Source organism: Psychrobacter sp. UBA5136, assembly GCF_002414005.1.
Taxonomy (GTDB): domain Bacteria; phylum Pseudomonadota; class Gammaproteobacteria; order Pseudomonadales; family Moraxellaceae; genus Psychrobacter.
Genome location: NZ_DHYG01000035.1, coordinates 14,811 through 28,929 on the forward strand (window position 1 = coordinate 14,811; position 14,119 = coordinate 28,929).

Annotated in this window: 8 protein-coding genes; 2 read left to right on the forward strand and 6 right to left on the reverse strand. The window is 44.6% G+C overall.

Features of this window, described 5'->3' with window-relative positions:
• The first annotated feature begins 27 nt into the window (after positions 1 to 27).
• The gene (locus B4240_RS04945) at positions 28 to 5,052 is read left to right on the forward strand and encodes a YadA-like family protein (protein ID WP_296237123.1); all 5,025 of its coding nucleotides are present in this window, start codon (positions 28 to 30) and stop codon (positions 5,050 to 5,052) included.
• Positions 5,053 to 5,176: 124 nt separating this feature from the next.
• On the opposite strand, the gene B4240_RS04950 is transcribed toward B4240_RS04945, so the two are convergent.
• Entirely contained in the window at positions 5,177 to 6,040 is an 864-nt protein-coding gene (locus B4240_RS04950) for a universal stress protein (RefSeq protein ID WP_296237124.1), read from the reverse strand.
• Between the two features lie 958 nt (positions 6,041 to 6,998).
• On the opposite strand from B4240_RS04950, the gene B4240_RS04955 reads away from it, so the two are divergent.
• Positions 6,999 to 8,546 (forward strand): acetyl-CoA hydrolase/transferase family protein, encoded by a 1,548-nt coding sequence (locus B4240_RS04955; protein WP_296237125.1) that lies wholly within the window; start codon positions 6,999 to 7,001, stop codon positions 8,544 to 8,546.
• On the opposite strand, the gene B4240_RS04960 is transcribed toward B4240_RS04955, so the two are convergent.
• The 5 genes from B4240_RS04960 to B4240_RS04980 form a co-directional block, all read right to left on the reverse strand.
• On the reverse strand, positions 8,529 to 9,308 hold the full coding sequence (locus B4240_RS04960; RefSeq protein ID WP_296237126.1) for an SCO family protein: 780 nt from the start codon (positions 9,306 to 9,308) through the stop codon (positions 8,529 to 8,531). The two genes, B4240_RS04955 and B4240_RS04960, sit on opposite strands and share 18 nt — an antisense overlap.
• A gap of 90 nt (positions 9,309 to 9,398) precedes the next feature.
• On the reverse strand, positions 9,399 to 10,205 hold the full coding sequence (locus B4240_RS04965) for a formylglycine-generating enzyme family protein (RefSeq protein WP_296237127.1): 807 nt from the start codon (positions 10,203 to 10,205) through the stop codon (positions 9,399 to 9,401).
• Between the two features lie 286 nt (positions 10,206 to 10,491).
• On the reverse strand, positions 10,492 to 12,018 hold the full coding sequence (gene nirK, locus B4240_RS04970; protein ID WP_296237128.1) for a copper-containing nitrite reductase: 1,527 nt from the start codon (positions 12,016 to 12,018) through the stop codon (positions 10,492 to 10,494).
• Positions 12,019 to 12,407: 389 nt separating this feature from the next.
• Positions 12,408 to 13,055, reverse strand: coding sequence for a DedA family protein (locus tag B4240_RS04975; protein WP_296237129.1), 648 nt, complete (start codon positions 13,053 to 13,055; stop codon positions 12,408 to 12,410).
• A gap of 46 nt (positions 13,056 to 13,101) precedes the next feature.
• The gene (locus B4240_RS04980; RefSeq protein ID WP_296237130.1) at positions 13,102 to 13,815 is read right to left on the reverse strand and encodes a hypothetical protein; all 714 of its coding nucleotides are present in this window, start codon (positions 13,813 to 13,815) and stop codon (positions 13,102 to 13,104) included.
• Positions 13,816 to 14,119: the final 304 nt, after the last annotated feature.

Sequence of the window (14,119 nt, forward strand, 5' to 3'; positions counted from 1 at the left end):
TGATGAGTCGGTAAGGGAGTACATGCTATGAACCGGAATTATAAAGTGATATGGAATGCGTCTTTAAACTGTTTTATGGCAGTTTCTGAGTACGCCAAAGCGCGCGGTAAGTCATCACAATCTAGCGTAAGCTCAAACGCTACCATCAATACCACATCCAATCTTGCATCCACCCGTATTTTCCGTATAACCACTATTTGGTTAGGGTTAATGGCGGCTGGATTTAGTATGCAGGCACAAGCTATTGTATGTTTTGGTGCTACAAGCGTGGAGTGCGGCACTGGTGCAGTAGCAAGCAATTTGCATGGTGTTGCCATAGGTAAGAACGCTAAGGCAACAGGCAGTCAGGCGGTAGCCATTGGCGGCGGGGTAAGTGGCAAGAACACCACGGCAAGTGGCGAGCAGTCTATCGCCATTGGTGCAAATGTTCAGTCACTGGGTGCCTCGTCTATCGCCATTGGCGGTGATGACTTAGATGCGGCGTCTAAAGCTAATATAGAGGGCGCTGCTAGTAATAAGATCAACGGTGGCGATGTTAATAACACCTTTAAAGCTTATACCGGTCATGACCTTGTCGAATCACCTCCATATAAAATAAATACAGAGTCAGCTGGTGCTGCCTCCGTGGCGATTGGTTCAAAAGCTCTGTCTAGAGGTGCGCTATCTACCGCTATTGGCGTGCATTCCAAATCACTTGGTACGTCTTCTTCCGCTTTTGGTATGGGTGCTTCAGCGATAGAAAAGGGCTCAGTGGCACTTGGCGCAGGGTCGGTAGCGAATCGTATTGGTGGCGTTGCTGGATACACAGCAGGCGCCACAGGAAATAGTCTGACTGACATCAATAATACCAAAGGTAGTGCTGAGCTTGGTGTCGTCTCAGTAGGTACAGGAAAATCTAATGGCAATCGTCAGATTGTAAACGTCGCAGCGGGCAGTGCAGATAGCGATGCAGTCAACGTGGCTCAGTTGAAAGGTCTAACAAACGTAGTTGCTACCAACAAAACCAAGTATTATAGTGTCAACTCAAGTGGTGGCACCAACGATGACAATCTAGGCGCTACTGGTGAAAACGCCATGGCCATGGGACGCAACGCTGTGGCGTCCGGCAGTCAAGCCATCTCGATTGGTAGCGGCGCAAGCGGACAAAAAACCACTGCCCGCGGTGCGCAGTCGATCGCCATTGGTGCTAACACGGTGTCTACAGGAGCATCGTCTATCGCCATTGGCGGTGATGATCTAGATGCAGCGTCTAAAGTCAATTTCGAAGGTAAAAAAGAGGCTGATGCCGTCAATGGTGGTGATGTCAACGCCACCTTTAAAGCTTATACCGGACGTAATCTGGTTGAAAGCCCGCCTTATCAAATACATACCGAGTCCGCTGGAGCTGCCTCCATCGCCATGGGTGCAAAAGCCTTGTCTAGCGGCGCCTTGTCTACGGCCATTGGCGTCCAGTCCGCCTCAGCGGGCGTTGCCTCCTCAGCCTTTGGTGTGGGATCGTCAGCGATGATAGAAGGTTCAGTGGCACTAGGAGCTGGGTCAGTGGCGAATGTAGCAGGTGGTGCGCTTGGTTATGTTCCAACAGGCGCAAGTATAGCTTCTATCAATGCCATCAACGCAACACAAAGTGGGGCAAGATCGGGCGCAGTCTCAGTAGGGAGTGGCACGGAAGGTGGCAATCGTCAGATCGTCAATCTAGCGGCAGGTACTACCGACAGTGATGCGGTGAACGTCGCGCAGCTAAAAGGCGGCGTCTCAAGTGTCGTTGATCTAGGCTTTGGCTTAAAAGCTGCTGATGGTAAGACAGTCATGAAACAGCTGGGTGATCAGGTCGAAGTGGTTGGCGCTAATAGCAACATCACAACCAAAGTCATCAATGGCAAAGTTGCGGTTGATTTAAATAACAACCTTGATCTTGGCAAGAGTGGCAGCGTGAAAATGGGTACAAGAAGTCCCTTGGGCTTAGGATCTGTAACGACCATTGACGATTCAGGAATGAGAACTGGTAGCTTACTGGCCAATACCGATGTTAATGGTCTAGGTGTGTTCGTCAATGGACCATTAGGTATTCCTAGTACTACTTTGACTGTAGATGGACTTAATATCATCGGTGGTCCAAGCGTCACAAGAAGTGGCGGCATAGATGCTGGTAATAAGAGAATCACACGAGTCTCCAACGGCATTGACCCAACGGATGCAGTGAACCTCAGTCAGCTCACCGGTGCCGCTGCCGGGTCTAGAACAGAAGTAAAAGCCGGCACCAACATTGTTGACGTTGGAAAAACGGTGGGTGATAAAGGCCAAGATGTCTATACCGTTAATGCCAAAGGCACAACAGCAACAGCAGGTTCATCAGCGGTAACGGTTAATGGCAATGAAGTAGACAGCAACATCACTGACTACACCGTTGACTTAAGCCAAGATTCCAAAGACAGCTTAGCTAAAGCGAACAATTCAGTACAGTATGACAACCCTGCGCGAACCAGTGTCACGTTAGGCGGAGATAAAGAAGCGGCGCCTGTCACCCTGACCAATGTCGCTTCAGGTGACATCAGCAAAGACAGTACAGACGCAGTCAATGGTAGCCAGTTATTTCAAACCGACGAGAAGGTCAACCAAGGCTTTGGCTTAAAAGCTGCTGATGGTAAGACAGTCATGAAACAGCTGGGTGATCAGGTCGAAGTGGTTGGCGCTAATAGCAACATCACAACCAAAGTCATCAATGGCAAAGTTGCGGTTGATTTAAATAACAACCTTGATCTTGGCAAGAGTGGCAGCGTGAAAATGGGTAATACCACAGTCAGCAAGGATGGTATGACTATAGCCGCCCCAACTCTAGCTCGGACAGTCGTCCTTAATAGTGCCGGCCTCAATAATGGCGGTAATAAGATCACAAATGTCTTAGCTGGCACGGATGACACAGATGCGGTCAACGTTAAACAGTTAAAGCTGGCCAACACTACCATTGATAGAGGCTTAAACTTTGGTGGCGACAGTGGTAAAGAGGTTAACCGTAAGCTTGGTGATACCCTCACGGTTAAAGGTGGCGATACTATCAGTTCTGATCCAGCAACGAAAAATATCAGTGTCACCGCTAATGGGAAAGATACCTTAACAGTCAGATTGGCTAAAGATATTAACCTTGGCAATACGGGTAGTGTGACCACTGGAAATACTCAGGTTAATAACGCTGGTATTACTTTATACAATGGTGACAACGCCCAAGTAGCGCTTACCAACAATGGACTTAACAACGGCAATAATAAAATTACCAACGTGGCAGAAGGAACCACAAGTACAGATGCTGTAAACTTTGATCAGCTTTCATTGACGAACACCAATGTCTCAACCAATGCAGCTGGTATCAAAACCAACAAAGATACCATCGCCCTAGGCATTAAAATTGGTGATGGTGATAGTGCCAATGATCAACGGTTTGCTTTAGGTGATACCATCAATGTGACGGGTGATAGTAATATCGCTACTACAGCCTCAGCGACTGGTGTCCAAGTAAAACTGAGCAATCGGTTGAACTTAGGCGACGACGGCCGTATGCAAATGGGTAATAGTATCATGAATAACACCGGCTTTACTTTTATAGGTAATGAGTCAGGTAGAACCGTTATTCTAGGTGCTGGCGGTCTGAACAACGGTTTCAATAGAATCACAAACGTCGCTGCTGGTATTGCAGATACGGATGCTGCGACCGTTGGACAGTTGAATGCGACCACCTTTGCTTTAGATAAAGGTTGGGGCATAAGTGCGCAGGGAGATGAATCTACGATGGTAAAACAAGGCGGCGCGGTTGATTTAAACAGTAGAGATGGCAATATCAAAATCTCTAGAACTGCCGCAGGTAGCATGGCTGCCCAAGCAGGGCGAGCGGTGAGCCCTCATGATATGACTTTCGATTTGAATAGAGATATCGCCATCGATAGTATGCAAACAGGCGATACGACGGTCAAAGATGAAGGTCTCATGATTGCAGGCGGTCCTAGCGTCACCAAAGCTGGTATCAATGCTGTCAATACTAAGATTACCAATGTCGTAAATGGTGACGTTGCTGAAAATAGCAAAGAGGCTATTAACGGTGGTCAGCTCTATGCTCAAGGCATGGGTATCAGTAGTATTATAGGTGGAAATACGACCTACGATCCTGCCACTGGCACCTTTACCAATAACAACATCGGTGGTACTGGCGAAGGGAGCATTGATGGTGCGATTGCTTCTATCAAGCGTGGTGAGGCTGCCATGACTGGAAACATTCAAACCAACACCTCAAATATCGCAACCAATACGACCAACATCGCCAAAAACGCGGCTGATATCGTGACGAACACCACGAATATCACTAACAATACCACCAACATCAAAGCCAATAAGGACAGAATCGATGCTGGTCTCAACTTTGGTGCTGATAGCGGTGCCAATATCAATAAACCGATGGGTGATGGTAGCGTGCTAAGCTTTAAAGGCGGCAATAACATTAAGACCACCGCCGAAGGCAGTAGCATCAAGTTTGACTTGAACGGCAACATCAATGTAGAGAGCGTCACGACTGGCAATACGACGGTTAATAATAGTGGTGTCACTATTAAAAATGGCCCAAGTATGACCGCCGCTGGTATCTATGCAGGGAGTGCCGAAACTGCGCCTAGTATGACTGTCGCTGGCATTAATGCTGCTGGCACCAAGGTGACCAATGTAGCAGATGGCATGGCACCTAGAGATGCCGTCAACTTTGGGCAATTGGACGCTGTTAGTAGAGGTTTGGGCAGCAGCATTAATGAGCTTGGCTATAGAATTAGCGAAGTCGAAGATGACGCCAACGCAGGTATCTCAGCTGCCATGGCCATGTCTTCATTGCCCCAAGCTTACATCGTTGGTAAATCAATGATAGGCGGCGGTGTCGCGACATACAATGGAGAAAGTGCTGTCGCTATTGGCTTCTCTAAAATGTCTAATGATGGACGTTGGGTTATGAAGTTAAATGGCACCGCGGACACCCAAGGCAACGTGGGCGGTGCAATCGGCGCAGGCTTCCACTTTGACTAGTTGGCTATCCAGACAGTTCAGCTGTATTTAAGCTAAACAGTTATTGCATCATCACAGTAAAACAAAAAAGCAAGGTACCCGCTGCCTTGCTTTTTTATGGATAAAAATCTGTCACTGCAATTTTTTAGCGGACTAATATAACGGGTGATAAGGTGCTGGCAATGATTTCTGTCGTCGTACTACCCAAAAATAAATGCTGGAGCTTAGAGCGTCCATAAGCACCAATCACGATGATATCGATGTTGTTTTTCAGTTGAAAACTCAGTAAACCATCGACCGCATCAAGTTCTGAGAGATGATGGGCAGCGACATTAAACCCTGCTGTCTTTAGTTGCGCAGCAGCATCACCAAGGCTTGTCTTAGATACTTCATTATCATGACCGACCATCACGAGATGTCCTTGCAATCCTTGTAAAAGCTTGCTTTTTGCTAGCATCTGTACGGCTTTTACTGCGGTTTTACTGCCATCAAATGCCACCATATATGACAGCGGCTCTTTAAACTTCTCTGAGCAAATCAACACGGGTATATTAGAGGCGCGCGCAACCGTTTCGATTTGGCTACCGATATTGATGCGACTGTTTTTGTGATCTTCACCGCGGCGTCCCATAACGATGGCGCGATTTTTTTCTTGAAAATGTTCAATCGCTGGCAGCAGCTTACCGCGGCGCTGATAAATGCAAACATTCACACCTTTAAAGCCGTTTTGAATATGACTCTTTGCATCTTGTACCAACGCATTGCTGTAGCTGTTTACAGCCTGCGCCCTTTGCTCATCAAGCTCAGATAACTCATCGAGCAAAAACTGGTGGCTGTTAATTCCTATTGCTCCAGATAAGTCGCGTCTGACCGAAGCTGCTACATCGCTGACGTGTAATAACGCCACTGAGATGTCTAGCTTCCTTGCGTACCACGCGGCATAATCACATACTGAGCCAGTCACCGCTGAGCCATCGATACAAGCCAAAACGTGCTCTTCCGTTATCATAATCTGTCCTTAGTTTTGCCGTTAACCTTTGATAAGCCTGTTTTTTATGGAAATATTGTTTTTAATAAGATGCTCTTAATCGGATACTTTCAATCAAATACTACAGGCATCTACTTTCTAGCCAAATAGTATAACTTAGCATTGGTTATCATCTTACCTCAAATATAGTCATTGCAACATGGCAGCGCTAGGCTTTACAAAGTCCTTTACAAAGATAATTTCTACTTTTAATAAAGAACAATATTTCATTATTCGTCGTTTATAAAATTATCCTAAATGATAAATAGCAGATTGTTTTACTATTAAAAATTTTGCGTTTGACTGCTCCATAATTTTGTTTGCTATAGTTTTTTAAAGGCTTTTACTATTTAAAAATCATGCAAAACTGTAGGGGTGATTTTAAAAATCGATAGTTAAGAGTTATACATCCTTTTATAAGCTAGAAATTATATTTATAATGTTTATTATTACTCTTTTTGAGAGATACTATTTATTTAACTATTTTTTAATGATTTTCATTTCCCTAAATGCTTCAATTTAAAAACAAAAAAATATTTTTTATAAGGAATATGGCTAAATATGGTTGGCAGGCACGGCTTAGCCAGCGCTAGATTTTCCTCAAAAATAGAATGAATTTTACTGCTTCCTAGCGTTTAATTAAAAATCTTTTTTAACGCTGCATAGACACATGAGTTTTTATTCCTGCCACCCTAAAAAATATAGATCAATATCATAAAAAAATTCAAAAAAACGAATTTTATTTTTTATTTGACTTATAAACTAATGTTAATTAAAAAAGTTATTTTTTAAATACCAATATTAAAACCCGAGCCAGTCAACTTGTCTTTTATTATAAAGTTGTTAATATACTGCCTTGTATTTTATTGCTGTTTCGGTATCAAACGTCTCATTATTATGAGGGTTTGATGTTAATAGGGAAGTTACTAGGAAAAAAGGTATGAGTACAATCAACCACGAAGAGCGCGTTCGTCATGAAGGTTTGCGTGAAAAAATCATGTCTGCGGAGCAAGCAGCGACATTTATCTTCCATGATATGAATGTTGGCATGAGTGGTTTTACGGGAGCAGGTTATCCAAAAGCCGTCCCAGCTGCGTTGGCCAAGCGTATAAAAACGGCCCAAGCTCGCGGCGAAGAATTCAAAATCGGGTTGTTAACTGGCGCATCGACTGCCGCAGAATGTGACGGCGTGTTGGCTGAAGCCAATGGTATCAAGATGCGCACGCCCTACCAGTCGGAGTCTGCGCTACGTAAGCAAATCAACGCCGGCGACACCCATTATTTTGACATGCATTTATCGCACGTCGCTCAGCAAAGTACCTTTGGTTTTTATGGTGACATGCACATGGCGGTGGTTGAAGTGGCGGGTATTTTGCCGGATGGTCGCCTGATTCCTTCTACTTCTATCGGCACCAATAACGCGTGGCTGCACAATGCTGATCAGATTATTTTGGAAGTAAACAGCCGTCAAAGCCTCTTATTAGAAGGTATGCACGATGTTTTTGATGACATTGGTGTGCCGCCGTATCGCAAACCGATCCCGATTACTACCCCGGGCGAGCGTATTGGCGAACCGTACCTGACGTGTGATTTGGATAAAGTCGTCGCTGTGGTTTTGACCGATTCGCCAGACCGCAATAGCAAATTTGCTGCTCCTAATGAATGTTCAAACAAAATTGCTGGCTATATCATTGACTTTTTCCATGAAGAAGTGAAAAAAGGTCGCATGCCAGCCAGTCTATTGCCCATCCAGTCTGGCGTCGGTAACGTTGCCAATGCGGTATTGGCAGGCTTGCAAGCCAGTCCGTTTGAAAATTTAACTGGCTATACCGAAGTCTTACAAGACGGTATGTTGGATTTGGTGATGTCGGGTAAAATGACCCAAGCTTCTGCCACAGCCTTGTCGTTAAGTCCTGAGGCGTTAGCGCGTTTTAATGCCAATATCGAAGAATTGCGCAAACGTATTATCTTACGTCCACAAGAAATCACCAACCATCCTGAAGTTTCACGTCGTCTTGGCGTGCTTGCCATCAATGCGATGATTGAATGTGATTTGTATGGTAACGTCAACTCAACCCACGTCATGGGCACTAATATGATGAATGGTTTGGGCGGCTCTGGCGACTTTGCGCGTAACGCTTTCACCTCAATGTTTGTAAGTCCATCGGTTGCCAAAGGCGGCGCGATTTCGTGCATCACGCCTATGGTGTCACACGTTGACCATACCGAACACGATGTCATGGTCATCGTTACTGAGCAAGGTTTGGCGGACTTACGCGGTTTATCACCGCGTCAGCGCGCGCAAAAAATCATTGATAACTGCGCCCATCCCGATTATCGTCCGATGCTGCAAGATTATTATGATCGTGCAGCCAAGACCGCTGGTATGCAAACGCCTCACTTGCTCGATGAATCTTTGTCTTGGCATCAGCGTTACGTTGAAACCGGCGATATGCGCGTCAAAAAAGGCTTAGCTTTGGCGGTTTAAATACTCAATCAATGGTTTAATGCCAGAATCCGCAACACCAACACCTTGGGCGACTAAGCGACCTTCTTTATCCAAGACAGAAATCAGGTTAGAGTGGTTATTATCGCCATTATCAGCAAATTGATATTTGATATTCAAGGTGTTGGCAAGCATACGGGTACTGGCATCATCGCTACGAATCAGACGCCAGTTATCGCCAAGCCCATTGTGCTCAGCAAAGTTTTTCATCACCTCGGCGGTATCGCGTTCGGTGTCCAATGTTGCTAATAAAAACTCCGTTTGCGCCCGCGCTTCTGGCGTCATCTCTTTATACATCTGTTTCATCGACTGCACCAAGATAGGGCAGGTATGCTGACAGCTGGTATAAGCCATCACCACTACTTGATTTTTACCTGCAAGACTATCAAGCGCAAAAGTATTACCACGATGGTCTGTCCAGTCGCCGCCTACCTGATAAATAGAATAATTTTGTCCCAAGGCTTCTGCAGGTTCATGCGCATTCATATCTGCATGCTTCATTTGTTGATGATCCATGTTTTTCATATCATGATGAGTATCTGTCGCGACTTTAGATTCAGAAGTAGTAGCAGGTTGACTGTCTTGTATCGTCGCCAACTTAGTCGCATTCGGATTGCTACAAGCAAGTAAACCAAAGCATAGTCCAGCAGCTAAAGTTAGTTTGATAGCATGAGACACCTGAGTCAATGGACGAGCCGCTGTATTTTGCAATCTTGTATTTTGTATAATTTTTATTGTTTTCATAAGACAATCCTTAAATACCATTAAATTCAATTGAGCATAAAAAGTAGGGCGCTATGTTAAAAGGTTAAAAGGGCGCTGTATTGAGAAAAATTACCTACTGGCACAGCGGAAACCCAGGTTGCTGACTGTATATTTGGCCTCTAAGCTTGAGCGAAAACCATAGCGCATAAAGGCCGCATAATCGCTCGGATCGACCGCACCTGCTGCGCCTGAGCCGCAAAACATTTGCTGATTTAAGTTACTATCAGCGCGCGATTCGCCAGTCACTAAGCTGTTATTAAAATTCTCTGTCCATTCCCAAATCAAACCGTGCAAGTCTTTGACGCCCCAATAGTTGGCAGGGCTTTGTCCAACATCAGCAAGCTGGTCTTTATTGCCAGCCGACTTACTATACCAATCAAGTATGCGCTGGTTATAGCCGTCCTCTAAGCTGCCATTTTTACGGGTGGTGGAAGCTTGCGCGACGTACTCCCACTGCTCAACCGTTGGCAAGCGCTTGTTTTGAGCGCGGCAATATTGATTGGCAGCATACCATGGCACATTGACCACAGGCTTATGAAAATCCGCCTTTTTAGGCACAGAGACCTCTTTAGTATTTATCCAATGCTTTAAATAACCGGCGTCAGCAAAAATTGGCGCAATGGCCCGTTGGCGAAACTTTGGATTTTGTTTTAAAAATTGGTAAAACTGAATATTGGTCACAGGCAGCTCATCGATTTTAAATGTATCGACGGCTACTAACGGTGTATTTTTGCTCAAATATAACGGACGATAGGTGCCGGGTTGAATGACAAGCTCTTTTGCTTGTGCTTGCGTGCTTATCAACGCAAAGTCGGTTGTTATGCTAAGAGCACTAACGACCAATAACAGTGTGAGCGGGCGAGCAGTCGTATCCACAATCTTCCGAATGTTCATTTTTAGCGTTTTGTTTTTGTGAATGCTGCGAGTGTTGCTTTTGTGTGCGTTGCTTTTGCGAGTGTTAGTGATGTAAGTCCATAACATAACTAATCTCCTGGTAAACCAAAAAGAGGACGGTGCCAAACGCTTATTGAGTCAGACACTGTTCTAGCGTACCGATATTTGGTTATTTGACGAAAGTGTCTATTGTGAAAAGACTGTCCGATAACCCTGTTTTTTAACAGTATCTTTATCGGACAGTCAGTAGTATCTGTCCAAAACCCTATTATTTACGAGCGGCTTTGACCTCTTCTGGCGTTACTTCACCACCTTTGTTGCCCCAACTGTTGATGATATAGGTGACGACGTTGGCGATTTTTTCATCATCTAGGGCAACGGCTGGCATGACGCTGTCGTACTCTTCGCCATTGACGGTAATTTTACCAGTCAAGCCATGCAAGATAGCATTGACGGCGCGTTTGGGGTCTTCGTTGAGGTAGTCAGACTTGGCCAATGGTGGGAAGGCTTTTGGTATACCAGCACCATTTAATTGGTGACAAGCCGCGCAGTTACTAGCGTAAACTGACTCACCCATTTTAATTCTTTCTTGCTTGTTAGCAGCAGTCACGACAGGCGTAGGCGCATTGGTTTTACCAAGACTTTGTGCCGCTGAGCCTTCAGGTAAGTAGACGTCTTCACGCACTTTTCCTGAATATATTTTCTTGTCCTCTGCACCTTTGACATCGATGATACCAAGCGCACCTTTGTTAAATGCCCGGAAAATAGAATGGTCAACCATCACAAGCTCGCCTGGGACATCTACTTTGAACTGGGTAATCGCGGCGCCCCCTGCAGGGATAAGGGTGGTTTGAACATTATGGTTTTCAGCGCTACCGCCTTCCATGTTGACCTTGTCGAAAATCTCACCAATCACGTGGAATGATGACACTAAGTTAGGACCACCGTTACCAACGAATAGACGAACCGTTTCACCGACGTTGGCTTTTAATGAGTTTTCACCGGTAAGCGCGCCAACTGAACCGTTAAATAACACGTAATCTGGCTGCTCTTTTACCGCTTTTTCCATATCAAAAGGTTGTAGGCCTTTATCGCCATAGTTGCCTTTGGTATAAAAATCGCCCTGCATGACATAAAATTCACGATCAACCTTCGGTAAACCGCCTTCTGGCTCAACCAAAATTAGACCATACATACCGTTTGCGATGTGCATACCGACGGGCGCTACCGCACAGTGATAGACATATAAGCCTGGCTTTAAGGCTTTAAAGTTAAATTCCGAGGTATAACCAGGAGAGGTAAATGAAGAAGCGGCACCGCCCCCTGGACCTGTGACCGCATGTAAGTCAATATTATGCGGCATTTTTGAATCAGGGTGGTTTGATAAGTGAAACTCAATTTCATCGCCCTGACGTACGCGAATAAATTGTCCCGGTACCTGCCCGCCAAATGTCCAGAAGTTGTACTCAACGCCATCCGCTAGACGCATGGTTTTTTCTACGGTTTCCATTTTTACGATGACTTTTGCCGCATAGTCACGATCGATAGGTGGTGGTACTTCAGGCGCATGGGTGAGAACAGCGTCAATAACTGGTAACTCACCATTTTTAGTATTTGGCGCCTTGCTAACCTTTGTCGCTTGAGTGGTTTCGGCGGTGGTTGCGCTCGCCTTATCAGGGGTTGATTTATCACAACCGACCATTCCTACCGTACTAAGGGCAAGAAGACAAGCTAATGCAAGTTTAGAATAGCTGAGGGCTTGAGGCTGAGAGGTTGTTGAGTGAAAAAGGCGCATAAGGCTCTCCAAAAATTAAAAATAAGTGGCTCATTTGACAAAGCTCGATTTTTATCGCCTCTTAACATCCTAGTGCTAGTAGTCGAGAAAAGCAAAAATCACTATAGAAGTGATAAGATTTAACAACAAAATTACAAAAGCAGTGAGCTTCTAAACTTGCTTCCATAAGATATATTTTAAATGAATGTTTAAAGATAAGCGAATGATTTGCGCAAGATTTGTTCACGTTTTTTATACTGATGAGTTATGAATTTTGCTAGGTGTTTTTGCGTTTGAGTGCGCAAGAAAGGTATTGAGGAGTTGAGGTATTGCGGAGTTTAAGCGTTAAAGATTTTGAGCACGCATGTTTGTAAGTAACCATTGTCTTGGCAGTAGGAGAGGGTTTACGGTTAATACTCACTGTTATTTTTACTGTTATCAGTATCTTTTCGACTCGATAAACGACGTTTGACAAGCAAACCGATAATAATAACCACGGCCAATATACCAATGGCTTTAGAATAAGGCGCTAGGACGCCTGCGACAGCATCATAATTTTGCCCCAAGTAATATCCGGCTAGCGCCAATATTGCGGTCCAAATGCTGGCACCTAGCGCTGTTAATAATAGAAAAGGCAGCAGCGCCATTTTATTCATGCCAGCAGGGATTGAAATCAGCGAACGCACACCCGGCACCATACGCCCAAAAAATACCGCCATTTTGCCATGTTTATCAAACCATGCATTGGCATCGGTGATGTCAGCAGGTTTTACAAATACGTATTTTCCGTACTTTTCAGTAAAAGCGACCAAGCGCGGCTCATCCAAGGTACGACCTAAATAATATAAAGGCAGCGCACCCAGCACCGCGCCAAGCGTCCCAGACAATATGACCAAAATGATGCTTAAATCGCCCTTGGAAGCAGCAAAACCAGCAGCTGGCATGATAATCTCGGACGGGATGGGCGGAAATACGTTTTCAGCAAACATTGCAAATATAATGCCAAAGTAGCCAAACTTTGCCATGATGCCGAGCACCCATTCACTCATTTGGTCCATGTAAATCCTAAATTGCTCACAAAATAGTGGCTGTTAGTTTGCAAAACTATCGACTGGTAAAGGTAATCGTTTTCATCCCATTAGTAGTAGGCTGGCTAATGGTCACCTTGCTATCTAAAATATCGCCGTGCGCATTGATTTTATAGCATTCTGACGAGCGGCCATTGGGATCATTATTTACCAAAAGATTGGCTGAGGTTTCTATACAGAACCACGCAGTATTATTGCTGTCCCTGCTCAAAGACCAATCTTGGTGATAAGTGCCTATCTTTTTACGCATACTGCTATCGGCATAGACGTCTTCGGTGATTAATCTGCTAGAGGCGCCAACCATTGCCATTTTAGGAATGGTCGTGGTTTGATTGGAAAGTGAATATTTGCCTGAGCTGTCGGTAAAACCGTGGAATACCAATGGGTTGAGGGTAAAGTAATTAATAGCGACCGATTGATCAGTCACTTGATTGTTGACTTTATTGATGGTGTTTACTTCAGCGCCTTGGACTTGTTTATTATTAAATATCATACTGCCTTTGGGCGTGACTTTAATATCGGCAGAAGCCGTTTGATTGCCGACGCTTGCCACCAATTTTTGGCTACGAGCTTTGGTGTAAATATTAAGCATGGCAGCTTCAACAGGATATTGGGTGACGATGTTGTTTGAATGGTTGTTTGAATTGCCCGTCGTAGTCCCGCCATTCATACCACTAGCACAAGCGCTTAGTCCTACCGATACCGCGACAATTAATCCTAATTTTTTCATAATTATTCCCTCGATGTATTTAACTTCAATTTGTGTAATAAGTTATAGACCTATCCACTATAATCGAATTTTTAAGCGGTGGCATCTGCTAGGTATCCTTACGCCTGCTATCCTTACATCATTATAACAACCGATGATTTTCTAGAAATTTATGAATTAGGTCAAAAAGATAAGGAGTTAAAAACAAAAAGTAGCTATTTTTGCTGCTCATGCTTTCGTAGTCTGTTATCATTTCGTCCTGCAAAAAATCGCCGTTATTTTTAAAAGCGCCATTCGTCAGGATATTAGGGCGTGTCATCAATTA

What these genes read in the sequence shown, in the direction of transcription:
- B4240_RS04945 (WP_296237123.1), top strand. Translation starts at nt 28, where the DNA reads ATGAACCGGAATTATAAAGTGATATGGAATGCGTCTTTAAACTGTTTT.
- B4240_RS04950 (WP_296237124.1), bottom strand. Translation starts at nt 6,040, where the DNA reads ATGATAACGGAAGAGCACGTTTTGGCTTGTATCGATGGCTCAGCGGTG.
- B4240_RS04955 (WP_296237125.1), top strand. Translation starts at nt 6,999, where the DNA reads ATGAGTACAATCAACCACGAAGAGCGCGTTCGTCATGAAGGTTTGCGT.
- B4240_RS04960 (WP_296237126.1), bottom strand. Translation starts at nt 9,308, where the DNA reads ATGAAAACAATAAAAATTATACAAAATACAAGATTGCAAAATACAGCG.
- nirK (WP_296237128.1), bottom strand. Translation starts at nt 12,018, where the DNA reads ATGCGCCTTTTTCACTCAACAACCTCTCAGCCTCAAGCCCTCAGCTAT.
- B4240_RS04975 (WP_296237129.1), bottom strand. Translation starts at nt 13,055, where the DNA reads ATGGACCAAATGAGTGAATGGGTGCTCGGCATCATGGCAAAGTTTGGC.
- B4240_RS04980 (WP_296237130.1), bottom strand. Translation starts at nt 13,815, where the DNA reads ATGAAAAAATTAGGATTAATTGTCGCGGTATCGGTAGGACTAAGCGCT.